At 51.4% G+C, this 20090-nt stretch carries 20 protein-coding genes and 1 pseudogene; 17 read left to right on the top strand and 4 right to left on the bottom strand.

Annotated elements, in window-relative coordinates; genetic code table 11:
• Positions 1-29 precede the first annotated feature (29 nt).
• Positions 30-509: a cytidine deaminase gene (gene cdd / locus G7Y39_RS03630; RefSeq protein ID WP_165155168.1), complete on the bottom strand. Its 480-nt coding sequence runs from the start codon at positions 507-509 to the stop codon at positions 30-32.
• A gap of 126 nt (positions 510-635) precedes the next feature.
• On the opposite strand from cdd, the gene G7Y39_RS03625 reads away from it, so the two are divergent.
• The 10 genes from G7Y39_RS03625 (at position 636) to miaA (ending at position 10510) form a co-directional block, all read left to right on the top strand.
• Positions 636-1367 (top strand): bifunctional 2-polyprenyl-6-hydroxyphenol methylase/3-demethylubiquinol 3-O-methyltransferase UbiG, encoded by a 732-nt coding sequence (locus tag G7Y39_RS03625; protein WP_165155166.1) that lies wholly within the window; start codon positions 636-638, stop codon positions 1365-1367.
• A gap of 23 nt (positions 1368-1390) precedes the next feature.
• On the top strand, positions 1391-2302 hold the full coding sequence (locus G7Y39_RS03620) for a glucosaminidase domain-containing protein (protein WP_165155164.1): 912 nt from the start codon (positions 1391-1393) through the stop codon (positions 2300-2302).
• Between the two features lie 46 nt (positions 2303-2348).
• The gene (locus G7Y39_RS03615; protein ID WP_165155162.1) at positions 2349-3515 is read left to right on the top strand and encodes an AIR synthase related protein; all 1167 of its coding nucleotides are present in this window, start codon (positions 2349-2351) and stop codon (positions 3513-3515) included.
• A 9-nt stretch (positions 3516-3524) separates the two neighbouring features.
• On the top strand, positions 3525-4634 hold the full coding sequence (gene prfA, locus G7Y39_RS03610) for a peptide chain release factor 1 (protein WP_165155160.1): 1110 nt from the start codon (positions 3525-3527) through the stop codon (positions 4632-4634).
• 31 nt (positions 4635-4665) lie between these two features.
• On the top strand, positions 4666-5508 hold the full coding sequence (gene pyrF / locus G7Y39_RS03605; RefSeq protein WP_165155158.1) for an orotidine-5'-phosphate decarboxylase: 843 nt from the start codon (positions 4666-4668) through the stop codon (positions 5506-5508).
• An 89-nt stretch (positions 5509-5597) separates the two neighbouring features.
• Complete coding sequence (lpxD, locus tag G7Y39_RS03600; protein WP_165155156.1) at positions 5598-6641, top strand: UDP-3-O-(3-hydroxymyristoyl)glucosamine N-acyltransferase; 1044 nt, start codon at positions 5598-5600, stop codon at positions 6639-6641.
• A 6-nt stretch (positions 6642-6647) separates the two neighbouring features.
• Positions 6648-8033: a bifunctional UDP-3-O-[3-hydroxymyristoyl] N-acetylglucosamine deacetylase/3-hydroxyacyl-ACP dehydratase gene (locus G7Y39_RS03595; RefSeq protein WP_165155154.1), complete on the top strand. Its 1386-nt coding sequence runs from the start codon at positions 6648-6650 to the stop codon at positions 8031-8033.
• Between the two features lie 17 nt (positions 8034-8050).
• Positions 8051-8836, top strand: a complete 786-nt coding sequence (lpxA, locus tag G7Y39_RS03590; RefSeq protein WP_165155152.1) for an acyl-ACP--UDP-N-acetylglucosamine O-acyltransferase — start codon at positions 8051-8053, stop codon at positions 8834-8836.
• 214 nt (positions 8837-9050) lie between these two features.
• Positions 9051-9611, top strand: a complete 561-nt coding sequence (locus tag G7Y39_RS03585) for a hypothetical protein (RefSeq protein WP_165155150.1) — start codon at positions 9051-9053, stop codon at positions 9609-9611.
• Complete coding sequence (gene miaA / locus G7Y39_RS03580) at positions 9611-10510, top strand: tRNA (adenosine(37)-N6)-dimethylallyltransferase MiaA (protein ID WP_165155148.1); 900 nt, start codon at positions 9611-9613, stop codon at positions 10508-10510. Before G7Y39_RS03585 ends, miaA begins: the two co-directional genes overlap by 1 nt.
• Positions 10511-10540: 30 nt before the next feature.
• Here miaA and G7Y39_RS03575 read toward each other — a convergent pair whose 3' ends face one another.
• Entirely contained in the window at positions 10541-10912 is a 372-nt protein-coding gene (locus tag G7Y39_RS03575) for a DMT family protein (RefSeq protein ID WP_165155146.1), read from the bottom strand.
• Positions 10913-11047: 135 nt separating this feature from the next.
• On the opposite strand from G7Y39_RS03575, the gene G7Y39_RS03570 reads away from it, so the two are divergent.
• From G7Y39_RS03570 to G7Y39_RS03560, 3 genes are all read left to right on the top strand, one after another.
• Entirely contained in the window at positions 11048-12496 is a 1449-nt protein-coding gene (locus tag G7Y39_RS03570; RefSeq protein ID WP_165155144.1) for a tetratricopeptide repeat protein, read from the top strand.
• An 83-nt stretch (positions 12497-12579) separates the two neighbouring features.
• Positions 12580-13572 (top strand): flotillin-like protein FloA, encoded by a 993-nt coding sequence (floA, locus tag G7Y39_RS03565; RefSeq protein ID WP_165155142.1) that lies wholly within the window; start codon positions 12580-12582, stop codon positions 13570-13572.
• A gap of 82 nt (positions 13573-13654) precedes the next feature.
• The gene (locus G7Y39_RS03560; protein ID WP_165155140.1) at positions 13655-14524 is read left to right on the top strand and encodes a nucleoside phosphorylase; all 870 of its coding nucleotides are present in this window, start codon (positions 13655-13657) and stop codon (positions 14522-14524) included.
• Positions 14525-14616: 92 nt separating this feature from the next.
• Here G7Y39_RS03560 and G7Y39_RS03555 read toward each other — a convergent pair whose 3' ends face one another.
• Entirely contained in the window at positions 14617-15369 is a 753-nt protein-coding gene (locus G7Y39_RS03555) for a nitroreductase family protein (RefSeq protein ID WP_165155138.1), read from the bottom strand.
• A gap of 211 nt (positions 15370-15580) precedes the next feature.
• Here G7Y39_RS03555 and G7Y39_RS03550 point away from each other — a divergent pair, with 211 nt between their 5' ends.
• The 4 genes and pseudogenes from G7Y39_RS03550 to G7Y39_RS03535 all read left to right on the top strand — a co-directional run.
• On the top strand, positions 15581-16699 hold the full coding sequence (locus tag G7Y39_RS03550; protein ID WP_165155136.1) for a DUF362 domain-containing protein: 1119 nt from the start codon (positions 15581-15583) through the stop codon (positions 16697-16699).
• An 8-nt stretch (positions 16700-16707) separates the two neighbouring features.
• Entirely contained in the window at positions 16708-18093 is a 1386-nt protein-coding gene (gene mnmE, locus G7Y39_RS03545) for a tRNA uridine-5-carboxymethylaminomethyl(34) synthesis GTPase MnmE (protein ID WP_165155134.1), read from the top strand.
• 250 nt (positions 18094-18343) lie between these two features.
• Positions 18344-19249, top strand: coding sequence for a helix-turn-helix domain-containing protein (locus G7Y39_RS03540; RefSeq protein ID WP_165155132.1), 906 nt, complete (start codon positions 18344-18346; stop codon positions 19247-19249).
• Positions 19250-19344: 95 nt separating this feature from the next.
• A pseudogene (locus G7Y39_RS03535) lies at positions 19345-19794 on the top strand (phage integrase SAM-like domain-containing protein); the annotation flags it as partial.
• A 67-nt stretch (positions 19795-19861) separates the two neighbouring features.
• Here the strand turns inward: G7Y39_RS03535 and G7Y39_RS03530 are convergent.
• Positions 19862-20090, bottom strand: a 229-nt coding sequence (locus G7Y39_RS03530) for an ATP-binding protein (protein ID WP_165154149.1), incomplete at its 5' end; no start/stop codon positions are given.

The raw sequence follows: 20090 nt of genomic DNA, 5'->3' as shown, positions 1-20090 counted from the left end.
GGCGGGAATCGTCCTCGCCGCTTCTTAGGCTACCGGATCAAATCCGACTTACCGAAACAGAACGGCAGCAGGGTCGCCGCGCCCGGAACGAGATACGCCACCTCTTTTCCACAAAGAAGGACTTCCATCGGTTGGCCGTAACGCTGCTCGGTTTCCAACATCACTTGCCGGCAAGCGCCGCAGGGCGTGATAAGATCCACACGCTCCCCATCCTTCATAGCGGCGATCGCCAAAATCCGGACGGGCACGTCCGGGTAACGCGCCCCCGCGTAGAACAAGGTGGTCCGTTCCGCGCAAAGCCCGGACGGATAGGCCGCGTTCTCCTGATTATTCCCGGAAAGGATCTCGCCATTCTCCAACAGGACCGCCGCTCCCACATGAAACTTGGAATAAGGAGCGTAGGCCTTCCGCGAAGCTTCAAAGGCGGCCTCGTACAATCGCTTGTATACCGCGTCCAACTCTCCTACCTCGAAGAGCTCTACCCGGGTCTCTAATCTCAATGCTTTCATTCTCTTGATTGCTTTACGGTTTTGAAAGAAACATAACTATACTTCTTATAGGCCATAAATGTAAAAAGAATATATTAATTTCGCACCCATATCCTAAAACACACCTTATATATAAAACAAACACCTATGCATTCAATGCTTCTGACCTCCGATAAAGACCCGATGGGCGCCGCGATCACCGACTATCTCGCGCATGGGAAAGCGGACAAACTCCGCGTATTCTCCTCCATGTTCGACGAGGACGAGATCCCGGTGAATCAATTATTCCGGACTTTCCAGGAAATGCCTTCCCTGGAACAGAAGGCCCTTCAACTCAGTACAGGCAAGATACTGGATGTCGGTGCCGGAAGCGGATGTCACACCTTGGCCTTGCAAGAGATGGGCAAAGCGGTCACCGCTATCGACATATCCCCTCTTTCCGTAGAGGCCATGCGCGCGCGGGGCGTGAAAGAGGCCCGCTTGCAGAACTTCTTCGACAAGCGCTTAACCGGGCCATTCGACACCCTCCTTCTCTTGATGAACGGCTCCGGGATTATCGGCAAACTGGAAAATCTCCCGGCCTTCTTTCACCGCTTGAAAGAGGTGCTAGCCCGAGACGGACAACTTCTACTCGACTCCAGTGATTTAAGCTATTTATTTGAGGATGAAGACGGGAATCTGGATATCGCCCCCGAGGACGATTATTTCGGAGAGATCGACTTCCGTATGCAATATAAGAGTATCCGGGGAGATTCGTTCGATTGGCTCTATATCGATTTCAACACCCTCTATCTATACGCGAGGCAAGCCGGCTTCAAAGCGGAGAAAATAGAAGAGGGGGAGCATTACGATTATCTAGCCCGTATCTCCTATTTTTAACCCCTCGATTAAAAAGAACAAGTATGCGTTTATCCCTTCATTTTTTAGGCATATTATGCCTCTCCCTCGTCTGTTTAAGCGCGGGGGCGGAAAGCCAGCGGAAGCTGACTCTCTATCAGAAGTACATCAATAAATACAGTGACTTGGCGGTTCAACACCAAAAGAAATATCGCATCCCGGCAAGTATCACCTTAGCGCAAGGATTACTGGAGTCCGGAGCCGGGCAAAGCGACTTGGCCAGGCGTTCCAACAATCACTTCGGTATCAAATGCCATTCAGACTGGCGGGGAGGCAGGGTCTATCACGACGACGACCTGCGGGGAGAGTGTTTCCGGAAATACAAACGAGTAGAGGACTCTTACGATGACCATTCCCGCTTCCTCGCCGAACGCTCCCGCTACGAACGCCTGTTCAAGTTAAGCATCAAGGATTACAAAGGCTGGGCCAAAGGACTGCAAAAATGCGGTTACGCGACCGACCGTGCTTACGCGAATAAACTAATCAAGGTTATCGAAGATTATGAGTTATATCGCTTTGACTCCGGCAAGGGAACAAAGAAAACCGCCGCGAAGAAGCAGCGAGATCTTCCGGTGTCCGATTATCAAGTCTATCGGACCCACGGCCTGATCTATGTATACGCCAAGGACAACGACAGTTTCGACCGGATCGCCCGAAGCCTGGGATTCAAGGCCAAGCAGTTGATGAAATTCAATGAGGTGCCCGAGGACTTCCCGTTGCAGGCGGGCGATATCGTATACCTGGAGAAGAAAAAGAAGAAGGCGGACAAACCGAATTACGACCATGTGATACAAGTCGGGGAGTCGATGCACAGCATCGCGCAGATGTACGGGATCCGGATCAAGAGCCTGTATAAAATGAATAAAAAAGACAAAGATTACATCCCGGAAGAAGGAGATGTCTTAAAACTTAGATAAGTAACATAAAAAAGTATTACCTTCGCGGTTCAAACAATACAGTACAATGAGTGATCAACGTTATAACCTGCGAGGCGTTTCCGCTTCGAAAGAAGATGTTCACGACGCGATAAAGAACATCGATAAGGGAATTTTTCCGAAAGCGTTCTGTAAGATCATCCCCGATATCTTAGGCGGTGATCCCGAATATTGCAATATTATGCACGCGGATGGCGCCGGCACCAAATCGTCCTTAGCGTATCTGTACTGGAAAGAGACCGGAGATCTCTCGGTGTGGAAAGGTATCGCCCAAGACGCCCTGATCATGAATATCGACGACCTGCTCTGCGTAGGTGCCGTAGACAACATCTTGGTCTCTTCCACGATCGGACGTAACAAGCTGCTGATCCCGGGCGAGGTGATCTCGGCGATCATCAACGGGACGGACGAGTTGCTGGCGGAATTACGCGAGATGGGCGTTGGCTGCTACGCGACCGGTGGCGAGACCGCAGATGTCGGCGACTTGGTTCGTACCATCATCGTAGACAGCACGGTTACCTGCCGCATGAAACGTTCGGACGTAATCGATACTAAGAATATCCAGGGAGGGGACGTGATCGTAGGCCTGGCATCTTCCGGACAATCCACTTACGAGAAAGCATACAATGGCGGTATGGGAAGCAACGGATTGACCTCCGCCCGCCATGATGTTTTCTCCAAGTACTTAGCGAGAAAATATCCGGAAAGCTACGATGCCGCCGTCCCCGAGGAATTGGTATACTCCGGAGGATTGAGACTTACGGACCGGATCGAAGGATTAGGGATCGACGCCGGAAAGCTGGTGCTTTCGCCGACACGTACCTACGCGCCGGTAATCAAGGTATTGCTTGATAAGCTGCGCGCCCAAATCCACGGCATGGTACATTGTTCGGGAGGGGCCCAGACAAAAGTTATGCATTTCGTAGAGAACAAGCGCGTGACCAAGAACAACCTCTTCCCTATCCCGCCGCTGTTCCGCACGATTCAGGAACAGAGCGGTACGGACTGGAGCGAGATGTACAAGGTATTCAACATGGGACACCGGATGGAGATCTACATCGCTCCCGAGTACGCGGAAGAAGTAATCAGCGTCTCAAAAAGCTTTGGCATTGACGCACGAATCGTGGGCTTCGTAGAGGAAGCCGATAAAAATGAATTGATTATCGAAAGCGAGAAAGGTCGCTTCACCTATTAATACAGATAAATGGCCGAAAATAGTTTACTTGGTAAATTAGACGGATTAGTGAGCCGTTTTGAGGAAGTCGGTACCCTTATTACCGACCCGGCGGTGATCGCCGACATGAAACGGTTCGTAAAGCTGAACAAAGAGTACCGCGATTTGGAGAAAATCGTGAGAGCTCGTTCGGAATACGTGAAAGTCTTGAACGGGATCGAGGAAGCGAGAGCCTTGCTTGAGTCCGAGCAAGATCCGGAAATGCGGGAAATAGCCCGTGAAGAGCTGGATACCTGCAACGAACGTATTCCCTCTTTGGAAGAAGAGATAAAATTATTGCTCGTCCCCGCTGATCCGCAAGACGACAAGAATGCGATCGTTGAGATACGAGGAGGAACGGGAGGTGACGAAGCCGCCCTTTTCGCCGGCGATCTGTATCGCATGTACGTGAAGTATTGTGAGCTGAAAGGATGGAAAATAAGCGTGTCTAGCTTTAGCGAAGGCTCGTCCGGCGGCTTTAAGGAAATCATCTTCACGGTATCGGGCGAGAAAGTATACGGAACGTTGAAGTATGAGTCCGGCGTACACCGCGTACAGCGCGTACCGGCTACGGAGACGCAAGGACGTGTACATACCTCCGCCGCCACGGTCGCCGTATTGCCCGAGGCGGATGAGTTTGATGTTGAGATCAATGAAGGGGAGATTAAATGGGATACCTTCCGCTCCGGTGGCGCCGGAGGCCAGAACGTAAACAAGGTGGAATCCGGTGTTCGCCTGCGTTATGTCTGGAAGAACCCCATTACAGGTGTGAGTGAGGAAATCCTGATCGAATGTACGGAGACACGAGACCAGCCGAAGAACAAAGAGAGGGCGCTTACCCGTCTTCGTTCATTTATTTATGACAAGGAACACCAGAAATACCTGGATGATATCGCCAGCAAGCGCAAGACCATGGTATCTACCGGTGACCGTTCCGCGAAGATCCGTACTTACAACTACCCGCAAGGACGTATTACGGATCACCGTATCAATTACACGATCTATAATCTTTCAGCCTTTATGGACGGCGAAATTCAAGACTGCTTGGACCACCTGATCGTAGCGGAGAACGCCGAGCGACTGAAAGAGTCTGAATTGTAAACACACCAATCATTTCATACGGAATAAGAAAATGAACAAGCAGCAACTATTCGAGAATATAAAAAAAAGACAATCCTTCCTTTGTGTCGGATTAGATACCGATATAAAAAAGATCCCGCGGCATCTATTGTCGGAGGAAGATCCTATTTTTGCGTTCAATAAAGCGATCATCGACGCTACCGCCGATTATTGCGTCGCTTACAAGCCGAATCTGGCTTTTTACGAGAGCCTCGGCACAAAGGGCATGATGGCTTTTGAGCGAACAGTGGCCTATTTACGGGAGAATTATCCCGATCAATTTATCATCGCCGACGCAAAACGCGGCGATATCGGGAATACCTCCGAGATGTACGCCCGTTCTTTCTTCGATCATATCAAGGTAGATGCCGTAACGGTCGCTCCCTATATGGGCGAGGATAGCGTGAAGCCATTCTTGATCTACCCGGAGGCTTGGGTAATCTTATTGGCCTTGACCTCAAATAAAGGCTCACAGGACTTTCAATTGACGGAAGACGCGAATGGCGAACGTCTTTTCGAGAAAGTATTGAAGAAATCGCAGGCGTGGGCGACCGACGAGCAAATGATGTATGTAGTGGGCGCTACCCAAGGCAAGATGTTCCTGGACATCCGCAAGCAGGCCCCGGATCATTTCTTGTTAGTCCCGGGCGTGGGCGCTCAAGGCGGAAGCCTGGCGGAAGTAGCCCGATACGGGATGAACGACCAATGCGGCCTTTTGGTCAATTCCTCCCGTGCGATTATTTACGCGGACCAGACGGAGGCTTTCGCCAACGTAGCCGGCGAGGCAGCGCATACCGTACAGAAAGAAATGGCCGGTTATCTACGCGATAAGGGAATTATTCCCCGCGAAGCATAGGCTATGTAAAGAATTTTCACCACTTTTGCAAACGAACTGTCCATAAACAGCGGACGGTCGACGAAGATACATATATAATTGAATAAGTAATGGAGTTTTCAGCCCAACAAATTGCCGACTTCCTGAACGGGACGATCGAAGGAGATCCGGACATCAAAGTCAGCAACTTCTCTAAAATAGAAGAAGGAAAGCCAGGTACATTGACCTTTTTGGCGAATCTTAAATATGCGCATCATATTTATACTACCGAGGCAAGCATTGTTTTGGTGAATCATGATTTTAAACCGGAACAACCGATAAAAGCCACACTTGTAAAAGTAGAGAACGCTTACGCGGCGCTCGCAGTGTTATTGAATCGGGTAGAGCAATCGAAGAGCAAAAAGAAGGGGGTTGATTCTACCGCTTTTATCGCCGCTTCCGCGACCGTGAGCGACGATTGTTATGTCGGCAACTTCGCCTACATCGGAGAAGGCGTGACAATGGGTAAGAACTGTATGGTATACCCGCACGCCTATATCGGCGACCACGTGACGGTAGGAGACAACTGCGTATTCTATCCGCATGCCACCGTTTACGAGAATTGCACGATCGGTAATAATTGTATCCTGCATGCCGGCAGCGTAGTCGGGGCCGATGGTTTCGGATTCGCTCCCGAAGGGGAGACTTACAAGAAAATCCCGCAATTAGGCAACGTTATCATCGAGGATGATGTAGAGATCGGAGCCAATACGACGATCGACCGCGCGGTGATGGATTCCACGATCATTCGTAGAGGCGTTAAGCTGGACAATCTCGTACAAATCGCTCACAACGTAGAGGTAGGCGAGAATACCGTGATGGCGGCGCAAGTCGGCATCGCCGGTTCCGTAAAAATAGGGAAGCATTGCATGTTTGGAGGGCAAGCGGGCCTGGCCGGACATATCCGTGTGGCGGACCATGTCGTATTCGGAGCTCAGGCCGGCGTTATCAGCGACGTAAAGGAGGCCGCGACATTGCTTGGGGCGCCGGCGATCAACGCGAAGAATTTCATGCGTTCCAGCGCAATCTTCAACCGTCTTCCGGATATATACCGCTCGCTGGGGCAAATGCAACGGGAGATCGAACAACTCAAGAAAGAAATCAATAAACAATAAAGACCTATGCAAAAACAGAAAACGCTCGCGGCAAGTTTCTCCTTGAAAGGAAAAGGGTTGCATACCGGATTAGATATAGAGATTACGTTTAATCCCGCGCCCGAGAACCATGGATACAAGATCAAACGTGTCGATATGGAAGGCCAACCGACGATCGATGCCTTGGCGGAGAACGTGGTTAATACACAACGGGGTACGGTACTCAGCAAGAATGGCGTTCAAGTAAGTACGATCGAGCACGCGATGGCGGCTTTATACGCTTATGAGATCGATAACTGCTTGATCGAGGTAAACGCGCCCGAGTTTCCGATCCTGGACGGAAGCTCCCGCTTCTTCTCCGAGGAAATCCAAAAGACAGGGGTCGTTGAGCAAAACGCTCCGAAGGATTATTACATCGTAAAGCACAAGATCGAGGTAAAAGATGAGGAGACCGGTTCTTCGCTGATCATCCTTCCGGATGATAAGTTCAGCGCGAACGTATTGATCTCATTCGATTCGCCCGTGCTTTCCAACCAATTCGCCACGTTGAACGATCTTGGCGAATTTCCCGCGGAATTGGCGGCCTCACGTACGTTCGTATTCGTCCGCGAGGTCGAGATGTTGTTGAACAACAACTTAATCAAGGGTGGAGACTTGGATAACGCCATTGTCATCTACGACCAGAAAATCCCTCAAGAGTCTTTGGACAAATTGGCGGATATGCTGAACATCCCTCACAAGAACGTACGGGAGTTAGGCTATATCAATAACAAACCGCTTGTATTCGATAACGAGCCGGCACGTCATAAATTGATCGACGTGATCGGAGACATCGCCTTGATCGGCAAGCCGATCCGCGGACGTGTGATCGCTACCCGTCCGGGCCATAAGATCAATAACCAGCTGGCCCGTATGATCCGCAAGGATATCAAGTTAAACGAGGTGCAAGCCCCTGTATACGATCCGAACCGCGAGCCGGTGATGGATATCAATCGTATCCGCGAGCTGTTGCCACACCGCTATCCATTCTTATTGGTCGACAAGATCATCGAGATCGGAGGAAATTACATCGTAGGCGTAAAGAATATCACGACCAACGAGCCGTTCTTCCAAGGGCATTTCCCGCAGGAGCCGGTCATGCCGGGCGTCTTGCAGGTTGAGGCCATGGCACAAACGGGAGGTTTGCTAGTCTTGAATTCCGTAGATGAGCCGGAGCGTTATTCTACCTACTTCATGAAAATAGATGGCGTGAAATTCCGTCAGAAAGTCGTTCCGGGCGACACATTGATCTTACGTCTGGAATTGCTGGCGCCGATCCGTCGCGGCATCTCCACCATGAAAGGGTATGTATTCGTTGGCGATAAATTGGTTAGTGAAGCCGAGTTCATGGCTCAGATTGTAAAAAACAAATAATAAGATAACGTACGATCATGAATATATCTCCTCTAGCAGTCGTTCATCCGGAAGCCCGGATCGGGCAGAATGTAACTATCGATCCGTTTGCCGTGATTGAGAAAGATGTCGTAATCGGTGACAATTGCCATCTATATCCTCACGCCGTCATCTTGGATGGCGCGCGGATTGGCAAGAATTGCGCTGTTTTCCCGGGAGCGGTCGTCGCCGGTATCCCTCAAGACATGAAATTCGCGGGAGAAACCACGACGGCGGAAATCGGAGATAACACGACGCTTCGCGAGTGCGTGACGATCAACCGGGGTACCGCTTCCAAAGGAAAGACCGTGGTAGGCCGCAATTGCTTAATCATGGCTTATTCGCACGTGGCCCATGATTGCGTCTTGAAAGATCATATTATCATCGGAAACGCTTCGCAAATCGCCGGGGAGGTGGAGATTGACGATTTCGCCATCGTAAGCGGAGGTTCCTTGGTACATCAGTTCTCGCGTATATCCAAGCACGTGATGATACAAGGCGGTTCCCGTATCGGGAAAGATATTCCGCCTTATACCTTGATCGGCCGCGATCCAATCGTCTATTGCGGCATCAATATCGTAGGTTTGCGTCGCCGGGGATTCACGAATCAGCAGGTATTCCTGATTCAAGACATCTACCGCACGCTGTATACCCGAGGATTGAATAATACGGAGGCGCTGAAGGCGATCGAGACGGAATACGAACCCAGCGAGGAAAGAGACTTGATCCTTAATTTCATCAAGTCTTCCAGCCGGGGTATCGTAAGAGGCTCGATCGACGTATAAACGACACGGTATCACCCGGTGATCTCCCAAGACACCACCGGGTGACCTTCCAAGACACCCCGGGCATGGATATTCCGACCGGCACGAAACTTACCCTGAAAGCGATCGAGACGGAAGGATCGGAAGCGCGCCCCCCCTTCATTATTTATAGCGACGCCTATTGGGCATATCCATATTTTTACTACTTTTGAGGCGACAATAAAACTAAACGACTATGCTATTCAGATTTCTAATCCTATCAGATGAAGCAGACAACTTCAAGCGCGAGATCAAGATTGATTCCGAGGCTACTTTCTTGGATTTGCAAAACGCCATCCTCGACTCTGTGGGCTATACAAAAGATCAAATGACCTCTTTCTTTATATGTGACGATGACTGGAGTAAGAAAACAGAGATCACGTTAGTGGAGATGGATACCTCCTCCGAGGAGGACAGCTATGTCATGGCCGATACCCAACTGGAAGAATTATTGGAAGATGAGCGCCAAAAACTACTTTTCGTTTTCGATTATATGACTGAACGTGCGTTCTTCATGGAGCTTCGCGAGATCGTTCCGGGGAAAAACCTGGATGCCCCTATCTGTAGCAAATCGACAGGTACCCCTCCCGCGCAGATGATTTCTTTGGATGAGTTCGAGACGAGAAACAACGGCACGGATGTGGGAGAAGATTTTTACGGGGATTCCGAATACGATATCGATGAGTTAGATAAAAGCGGCTTCGACGGTTTAGGCGAAGGCCCGATGGATAATCCTTACGACGACGAGCGTTTTTGATGAATTCGCTCGTTGTATTGCTTGGGCCGACAGGAGTCGGAAAGACCGAGTTGAGCCTCCAGGTGGCGGAACGTTTCGGCTCTCCGATTATCTCGTCCGACTCCCGTCAGCTCTATAAAGACCTCCCGATCGGCACGGCTGCCCCCACACCGGGACAAAGGGCCCGCGTCAAGCATTACATGGTAGGCACGCTCTCGCTTACCGATTATTACAGCGCCAGCAACTTCGAGAAAGACGTGATCTCCCTTTTATCCGAATTACATAAAACGATACCGACCGTCGTAATGGCCGGAGGCTCTATGATGTACATCGACGCCGTATGTAAGGGCATTGATGATATCCCGACGGTTACACCGGAGATCCGGGATGCCTTGTACCGGCAATATGAGACCGAGGGACTAGCCCCTATCCTCGCCGAGTTGAAAGAAGCGGATCCGGTTCATTACGAGGAGGTGGACCGCGATAATTACAAACGGGTGATCCATGCCGTAGAGATTTGCCGGATGACAGGCAAGCCTTACTCCTCCTTTCGCACGAACAGCAAGAAAGAGCGTCCGTTCCGGATCATCAAAGTAGGGCTTGCCAGAGACCGCGACGAACTATGCGAACGTATCGACCGACGTGTGGACCAAATGATGGACGAGGGCTTATTGGAAGAAGCCCGCCGGGTTTATCCCTTCCGTCATTTGAATTCCTTGAACACGGTCGGTTACAAAGAATTGTTCCATTATCTCAGCGGAGAATGGACCTTGGACCTCGCCGTAGCGAAGATCAAACGAGACTCCCGGGTCTACGCCCGGAAGCAAATGACCTGGTTTAAACGGGACCCGGAGATAACATGGTTCCATCCGGAGGACACCGAAGCGATATTCGCGCACCTGGGGCAACAGGTCCTGTAGCGTCGCTTATCACCATCAAACGCGCCGATCTTATTTCTTGAAAACTAGATAGACCGCGGCTACCAAGAAGACAAAGGCGAGCGCATGGTTCCATTTAAACGACTCCCCCTTAAAGGCGATGGTACTGAAGGCCACGAATACCACCAACGTAATCACCTCTTGGATCACTTTCAATTGGATCAAGTTGAACGGTCCCCCGTTATCCCGGAAACCGATACGGTTCGCCGGCACTTGGAAACAATACTCGAAAAAAGCGAGAAACCAACTGAACAGGATTACGCCAAACAAAGGAAGATGCTCGAACCAACTGAATTGTTGCTTCATCTTCAAGTGGCCGTACCAGGCGCATGTCATAAAAACATTAGACACGATCAACAACAAAATCGTATAAACACTTTGCATATTATCTTATTTTTCGAGGTATATACCCTCTTCATAGGCGCGAAATTATATATTTATCTTTTCGATTTGCATGCCTCTACAAAAATATTCTTACCTTTGAGACTGTATAACTACATAATCCAGAACAGAAAAAAAATGAAACGGTTATCCCAAAAGCTGCTTTACGCGCTAGGAGTCACACTCGTATGCGGAGGGATGCAGCTACATGCGCAAAATCTTGATCAGGCAAAGAAATTCTATAACGACGGGAACTACGCGGAAGCCAAACCGGTGTTCGAGAGGCTGGTGAAACGAGTGCCAAGTAATGCCTCTTATAATCAGTGGTATGGCGTTTGCTGTTTCGAGACCGGAGACTTAGCGGGAGCGGAGAAACACCTCAAGATCGCTGCGAAGCGTAGGATACAGGAGGCTTATCGATACCTTGGAGAAATCTACTACCGGACCTATCGTTTTGACGAGGCCGAGGAGATGTTCGAGGAATACATCACCCTCCTGACGAAAAAGAAACAAGAGGTGGAGCCTTACCGGATCCGTATGGATTTGGCAAGCAAGGCAAGCCGCATGCTTGATAAGGTAGAGAATGTCCGGATCATCGATAGCATGGTCGTTGACAAAGAGGATTTCTTGTCCGCTTATACCTTGAGCGAGGAGAGCGGCAGGCTGACCACTTACCAGGATTTCTTCCGGACAAAGGATCCGGACAATGCGTCGGTATACATGAACCAGAAGGGGGACAAGATCTATTACGCCCACCCGACAGACGGCAGCCGCAATTGTCTTTTTACCCAATCCAAGCTCATGGACCAATGGGGAGACGAGAAACAGCTGCCGATGAATATCAATAGTGACGCCGACGACGGGTATCCTTTCGTACTTGCCGATGGCGTGACGATTTATTACGCGTCCAAAGGGAACGGCTCCCTGGGCGGATATGATTTATTCGTCACCCGCTACAACATCAATTCCGATACGTACCTGACACCGGAGCAGCTGGGCATGCCCTATAACTCCCCGTCCAACGATTATATGATGGTGATCGACGAAGCCAAGCAATTGGGATGGTTCGTTTCCGATCGCCACCAGCCGGAAGGGAAAGTCTGTGTATACCTGTTCATCCCGAATGACAACCGCGAGCGGGTAGATAGCGAGGACATCGAACTGAAACGCGCCCGGGCCTCGATCGCCTCGATCAAGGATTCGTGGGAACCCGGATCGAATTACGAAGAGCTGGTTCATCTGGCCCATGCCGAGATACCCTATGGACGTGTGGAGATACGGAAAGATTTCACGTTCCCGATCCATCAGGATATCGTTTATTACACGCTGGACGATATCCGAAGCCCGGAGGCGAAGAACTGCTACGAGAAGGCGGTTGCCCTCCGTAAGCAGATCCAGGAGTTGAAGGAGAGGCTGGAGAGCTTGCGAGCCGGCTACATCAAAGGGGACAAGGCGAGGCGAGAACAGCTGAAGCCTACGATTCTTGACGCGGAAGAGAGGCTGGACAACCTGCTCGACCAACCGGACGAATGGGAGAAGCGGGCGCGCAACGCTGAGATCGCATACCTGAGAGACAACCCCAACTGAACTAAGTGATCAGGGCAGACAGCCGCGATGCGGTTGTCCGCCCGAGAGAAGAGACAACTATTCACGCTTAAATTTTTTTGTATATGGAAATAACCTTTTTACCCCTTGTCCTGTTGGGAGCTGCGGTGCTTCTGCTGGCGATCTTTTTCTATTACGTGCCGTTCCTGCTCTGGATCTCGGCCAAAGTATCGGGAGTCAATATCTCCTTGATCCAGTTATTCTTGATGCGTATCCGCAAGGTCCCTCCCTCGATCATCACGCGCGCGATGATCGAGGCGCACAAGGCGGGATTGAAGACGCTCACGCGTGACGAGCTGGAGGCGCACTACTTGGCGGGTGGACATGTCGAGAAGGTGGTGCACGCGCTGGTTTCCGCGTCGAAGGCGAATATCGACCTTCCCTTTCAGATGGCCACCGCTATCGATTTGGCCGGACGCGACGTATTCGAGGCGGTACAAATGTCGGTGAACCCGAAAGTGATCGATACCCCTCCGGTGACAGCGGTGGCGAAAGACGGCATTCAGTTAATCGCCAAGGCACGTGTCACCGTTCGCGCAAATATCAAGCAATTGGTGGGTGGCGCCGGGGAGGAGACGATCTTGGCCCGCGTGGGCGAGGGTATCGTATCTTCCATCGGCTCATCCGAAAGCCACAAGACCGTATTGGAGAACCCGGATTCCATCTCGAAGCTAGTGCTTCGCAAGGGACTTGACGCCGGGACGGCTTTCGAGATCCTTTCCATCGACATCGCCGATATCGACATAGGCAAGAACATCGGCGCTTTCTTGCAAATGGACCAGGCGCAAGCGGATAAGAACATCGCCCAGGCAAAGGCCGAGGAGCGCCGTGCGATGGCTGTCGCCCTCGAACAAGAGATGAAGGCGAAAGCGCAGGAGGCCCGGGCCAAGGTGATCGAGGCAGAGGCGGAGGTTCCCAAGGCGATGGCAGACGCCTTCCGCACGGGAAACCTGGGCGTAATGGACTATTATAAGATGAAGAACATCGAGGCGGACACCTCCATGCGCGAAGCGATCGCCAAACCGGCCGGCGCTCCGTCAAGACCCTTAAAGGACTGAGACAGGGCTGCCCGCACGGGGAGGGGGCGGGGTTCGCGCCTTGCCCCTCCTGAATAAGACAAACGTAATCAACTGATCGAATATGAGAACAATCCCCGCCTCAGAACTGGCGATCCATTCGGATGGCAGCGTTTTCCACCTGCGTCTAAGACCGGAGCAACTCGCGGACCGCGTGGTGCTGGTCGGTGATCCCGCGCGGGTCACGACCGTCGCCTCCTATTTTGATTCCCGGGAATGCGAGATTTCCAGCCGGGAGTTTCATACCATCACAGGCCGATACAGGGGGAAACGGATCACGGTCGTCTCCCATGGCATCGGCACGGATAATATCGACATCGTATTGAATGAACTGGACGCGCTCGCGAATATCGATTTCGCGACCCGTACGGTCAAGCCGGCGTTCAAGCGGCTTACCCTGGTCCGTATCGGGACCTCCGGAGGGTTGCAGCCGTTCATCCCGATCGGGACTTATGTGGCGGCGGAGAAATCGATCGGATTCGATGGCGTCATTTATTTCTACGCGGACAGTGACTCCGTGCGCGACGCAGAGCTGGAATCCGAACTCGTGAAACAGCTGGACTGGCGGCTTAACGGCATCCGCCCCTATGTCGTATCGGCGGATCCGTCGTTGATCGAGCAAATCACCCGCGACGACATGGTCCGGGGGACGACTATCGCGGCGAATGGCTTTTACGGGCCGCAAGGACGCGAGCTCCGCCTGCCCCTGGCCGACCCGGAGTTGAACCGGAAAATAGAGGCTTTCGACTACAAGGCGCGAAAGATTACGAACTTCGAGATGGAGAGCTCCTCTTTGGCCGGCCTGGCCGCCCTTATGGGGCACCGGGCGATGACCGTATGCTGTATCATCGCCGGGCGGGTGGATCACCGGATGAACACGGATTACAAGGATTCGCTGGGAGGTTTGATCGAAAAGGTATTGGAGCGCATCTAGCGGATCTGGTTTCAAACGCGTGCGGGATGCCCGGCGACCCCTCGCCGCGCGTCTCGCGAGGCTTCCGACTCCCCCGGCGACCCTCCGGGAACCTATTCCTCCGGCAAGAAACCCTGCCGCCTCAACACGCCAAGCAATACGCCAGAGAAATACTCATTATTCTGCTTCGTATAGCGTACGTCCGTAAAGACCTGAGCCAAGGTCTCCTTATTATTCTCCCTTACAAACTGCCGGTTCACCGCCAATGCCTCTTTCTCACTATACAGGGCATCGATGGAGGCCGGGGTAAAGTCCGTATAGGTCTCGTGCTGTACCACGGCCGCCAGAGGCAAACGCTCTACTTGAGCGGGTATAGGCGCTGCCGGATAGCCCACCGTGACCGTAACGATCGGGACAACCAGACGAGGAAGAGAAAGCACCTCGATAATCCGGTCCGCGTTGTAAGCCGTCGTGCCCAGGTAGCAAATGCCCAGGCCTTTCTCCTCGGCGGCATCGCAGAAACTCTGGGCAAACAGCATCGCGTCTATCGTCGAGGCGATAAATGTCTGCAAATTGTCGAATCCGGCCTTCGCCTTCCTGCACTCCGCCCACTTCACGAAACGGTTCGCGTCCGCGCAAAACGTAAGGACCACCGGCGCTCCCGTAACCATGGGCTGGTTAAAATGAGCCGGGGCCAGTTTCTCCTTATTCGCGGGGTCGCGGGTGACCACGACACTGTACAATTGCATATTCCCCGTATTCGAGGCGCGAGCAGCCACTTCCAGCAACTCATTCAGCAAAGACTCCGGGATATCCTGATCCGTATAGGTACGGATACTTCTTCTGTTCTTCATGCTTTCTGACATAGCGATCCTATTTTTAAAATTCTCAATGACTAAATCCTGCGACCCGTGCCGGCCATACGGTCAAGCCCGCGTCCTCCCCTCCCCCTCGCCCAACCGGAGGAGGGCCAAGAGATTCCACAGCGGAATGGGGATCCTTATCAATCTGTCTTGCGCGAATGTAAAAAATGTTCCGTGTTTTTCATACCTTTGCCAGCACTAAACCAATAAAAAGATGAACACATCCAACGTCTACTTTACGAATTTACGCACGACCCCCAGCAGCAACCTGCTGGACAAGCTGGAGCGCCTGGTGAAACGTGCCGGTATCGCCAATATCGACTTCAAGAATCAATTTGTAGCCATCAAGATCCACTTCGGCGAACCGGGGAATCTGGCATACATCCGCCCGAATTACGTCGCCCGCCTGGCGCGCCTGCTGCGCGGATTCGGTGCGAAACCGTTCCTCACCGATTGTAACACCCTATACTCAGGCCGCCGCTCCAACGCTGTCGATCATCTTCAAAGCGCCATGGAGAACGGGTTCAATCCCCTGTCCGCCGGTTGCGACGTTATCATCGCCGATGGCGTGAAAGGCACGGACTACCGGGAAATCGAGATCGACGGGCGCTATTGCAAGGCCCCGAAAATCGGCGCCGCCATCGCCGATGCCGATATCATCATTTCCATGAACCATTTCAAAGGCCACGAGCAGGCCGGCTTCGGCGGCGCGCTGAAAAACCTCGGCATGGGATGCGCCAGCGTAGGCGGCAAACTTGAGCTTCACTCGGCATCGCAACCTCGAATCGACACCGATCATTGCAAGGGATGCAACCTATGTGTCAAGCATTGCCGGCACGAGGCCATCCATTTGAGCGACAACCGAAAGGCCGAGATCGATTACGCACGTTGCGTCGGTTGCGGGCAGTGCGTGGCTCTTTGCCAGTACGATGGCGCCGTGATGGGCGAAGATGACACCTCCGAGCGATTGAATTACAAGATCGACGAGTACACGAAAGCCGTATTGTCAGACAAGCCCCATTTCCACGTCAGCTTTATCATGAACGTATCTCCGGAATGCGATTGCTGGAACCATAACGACGCCGCCATCATCCCGGATCTGGGCATCGCCGCCTCTTTTGATCCGGTGGCCTTGGATAAGGCTTGCGCTGATATGGTGATCAATGCGCCTATTATCGGAGGCAACAAATTGGCCGAGGCTCATCCGCACGAGCATCTGGCGGGAGCGGATAAATTCCATCTGATCCACCCGGACACGAACTGGCAAGCCGGCCTGCGTTACGCGGAAGAAATCGGGCTGGGTTCTCAAGCGTATGAATTGATAACGGTTTGACAGACGGGATGAGTACCATTTGCGCTATATCTACGGCTCCGGGAGTGGGAGGAATCGCGGTGATCCGCGTCTCCGGGCCGGATGCCCTCGAGATTTGTGACCGGATATTCCGCCCCAAGAGGGCGGGTAAGCGTTTGTCTACCCAAAAGGCTTCTACCTTGACGTATGGTTCCATCAGCGGCAACGATGACGAAACGATAGACGAGGTGATCGCCGCCGTTTTCCGCGCCCCCCATTCTTTCACGGGGGAAGACACGGTGGAAATCACCTGCCATGGCTCGACGTATATCCAACAACAAATCCTGCAATCCCTTATCTCCAACGGATGCCGTATGGCGCGACCGGGTGAGTATACGCAACGCGCTTTCATGAATGGCAAGATGGACCTCAGTCAAGCGGAGGCCGTCGCGGATCTGATCGCCTCCACTTCGGCGGGTCAGCATCGTTTGGCCCTAAGCCAGATGCGAGGCGGTTTCAGTAAGGAGCTCACCGGACTCCGGGACCAGCTGCTCCATTTCACCTCCCTCATGGAACTGGAGCTGGATTTCAGCGATCACGAGGAATTGGAGTTCGCAGATCGTAGCGAGCTTCGCGCGCTCGCAGATCATATCGAGCAGGTCATCTCCAGGCTCGCCCAATCTTTCAGCGTAGGTAACGCCATCAAGAACGGCATTCCCGTCGCCATCATCGGTGAGACGAACGCTGGCAAGTCCACCTTGCTGAATGCGCTGCTGAACGAGGATAAAGCGATCGTCAGCGACATCCACGGGACGACCCGCGACGTTATCGAGGATACGATCCTTATCAACGGCCAGCTCTTCCGCTTCATCGACACCGCCGGTATCCGCGAGACAAGCGATACGATCGAAGCGCTCGGCATCGAACGCAGTTTCAGGGCCCTAGAGCAAGCGCGAATCGTCATCCTCATGTACGACCTGACCTGCGACCTCAAGGATTTCGAGGTTTTTTATCAGGCAATAGCTCCGAGATTGACGGATAAGTCTGTTATCCTGGCGATGAACAAATGCGACGTATTACCCGCGCCCTCTCTCCCCGCCTTCTCTTTCCCCACCGGCGACTGGCATCAAATCGCGATCTCCGCCAAGCGCAAGCTGCATATCGCGGAGCTGCAACAACTCCTCACGGAAGTCGCTTCCATCCCCACCCTCCACCAAAGCGACATCATCGTGACAAATGTCCGCCACTTCGAGGCTCTTACGCATGCGCTGGAAGCTATACATAACGTACAAGAGGGCTTGAGCTCCAACCTTTCCGGGGATCTCATTTCGCAAGATCTACGAGCGTGCATATTCCACTTGTCGGATATCATAGGAGAAGTTACGACAGATCAGGTGCTGCGGAATATATTCCAGCATTTTTGCATCGGCAAGTAAATGGTGATTACCAACGATTAGCATACATCATCAATGATTATTAAGGCGTTCATTTTGAGCGTCTTTCTTTTTAGCCTTATAAGCGATAGTTATCGTTTATAGGGCTTTTTCAGCTCATTTTTGTACCGCATTTGTTGCTCGCTTGTTGCTATCCGGAATTCGGGTGGAAAGGTCGTGGAGAAACTTTACGCCATTTTACACGGTTTTACGGGAATTTACAGTAATAATGGAGAAATAAAGATGTATTAAAATGAGCAGTAACCTGAAAATTAAGCGAATTTGCGTTTGGTGCGGTAAAGAGTTTATCGCCCAAAAGACAACAACAGCGTGTTGTTCCAAACAATGCGCCAACGCTCTTTATAAAAAGAAGAGGCGTGATGAAGCAATCAAGGCTAACAATCAATTCGTGGAGAAGAAGATTGAAGAAAAGCCTATCGAAAGAATCAAAGACAAACCATTTCTCACAATTACCGAGACCGCAATCTATCTCGGAGTAACCCGACCTACCGTTTACGGATACATTAAACGAGGTGAATTAAAGGTCACTCGATTGGGCTTCAAATACCTTTTGAAGAAAGAGGATATTGATGAGTTATTCAATAATCCGACAGAGTTCCATACTCCTACAAAAGAGAAAGCCCCTATCACCGACTTCTATACTACTGCCGAAGTGAAAGAGAAATACCATGTAAACGAGTCATGGATATTCTTGGTAGCCAAGAAGAATAACATCCCCCGGACTTTCAATCGTGGCAAAACCTACTGGAGCAAGAAGCACATGGACGCTTACTTTGCCAAGAAAGCCCCAAACCCCGACATTACCGAATGGTATAGCGTCCAAGAGATGCAGAAGAAGTTCGGCATGAGCTTATCTGCCATCTACACTTTTGTTTCCAAGAATGCCATTCCAAAGAAGAAAGAAGGCATCATGGTGTACTATTCCAAGAAGCATGTGGATATAGCCAAAGGAGTTGTTGCGCCTGAAGAACCGCAATACTATACTGTACCTGAAGCAATGGAGAAGTTCAGCCTCACTCGTGACCAGCTCTATCACTATGCAAAGTATCATAATATCCCCAAGGTGAAGAAAGGCAAGTACACGCTTATCTCCAAGCCCGAATTGGATAAGCTATTTGCAGCCCCAAAGATTGAATAATTCCGAAGGTCAGTTATTTTTCGGTGAATGTTGCCACCATTGAATCACCTTATTCCTTTGCACCAAACAAATGTAAAACTCTAAATATAAACAGTATGACACACACGTGTACAAAAGTAACAGTTCGTCAGAGAGCGATTCGGAATAATCGCATCTCCTTGTATCTGGATTATTATCCGGCAGTTCGTAACCCCGAAACGATGCAGATGAGCCGCCGGGAATATCTCGGCATCTACATCTATGCCCGTCCGAAGAACGAGATGGAGCGAGAGTTCAACAACGATATGTTGAACAAGGCAGAGGCTATCCGTTGTATCAGAGTGCAATCGCTTATCAATGAAGAGTTCGGCTTCTTGGATAAGACCAAGCAGAAAGCCGATTTCCTTGCTTACTTCAAGAAGATGTCACGAAGCAAAGACCAGAAATGGCAGTTTGTCTATCAGCATTTCTACAATTTCGTTAAAGGGCAATGTACTTTTGGCGATGTGAATGTGGACTTGTGCAAAAAATTCCGTGAGTACCTGTTGAATGCCAAGCAACTCAAACTGGAAAAACCGGAGCAGACTGGGACAGTGCGCCGGAGGAGGCTGGGACACTTTTGATGCGGCAAAGTTAATGATTTTTTCTCAGACTATCGCCTTTGAGTTCAAAACGTATGGCAGAGTGCACCATCCGGTCGAGTATTGCGTCGGCGGCGGTGGTGTTGGTCTCCAGGCAGTCATACCAGTCTGCGACCGGTATCTGCGAGGCGATTATGGTTGATTTGCGCCCGTGGCGGTCCTCGATGATTTCCATCAGGTCGAGTATCTGCTCGTTATTGAGCTTCTTGATTCCGAAGTCG

Source organism: Parabacteroides sp. ZJ-118 (assembly GCF_011038785.1).
Lineage (GTDB): Bacteria > Bacteroidota > Bacteroidia > Bacteroidales > Tannerellaceae > Parabacteroides.
This window is presented reverse-complemented; position numbering and strand designations above follow the sequence as displayed.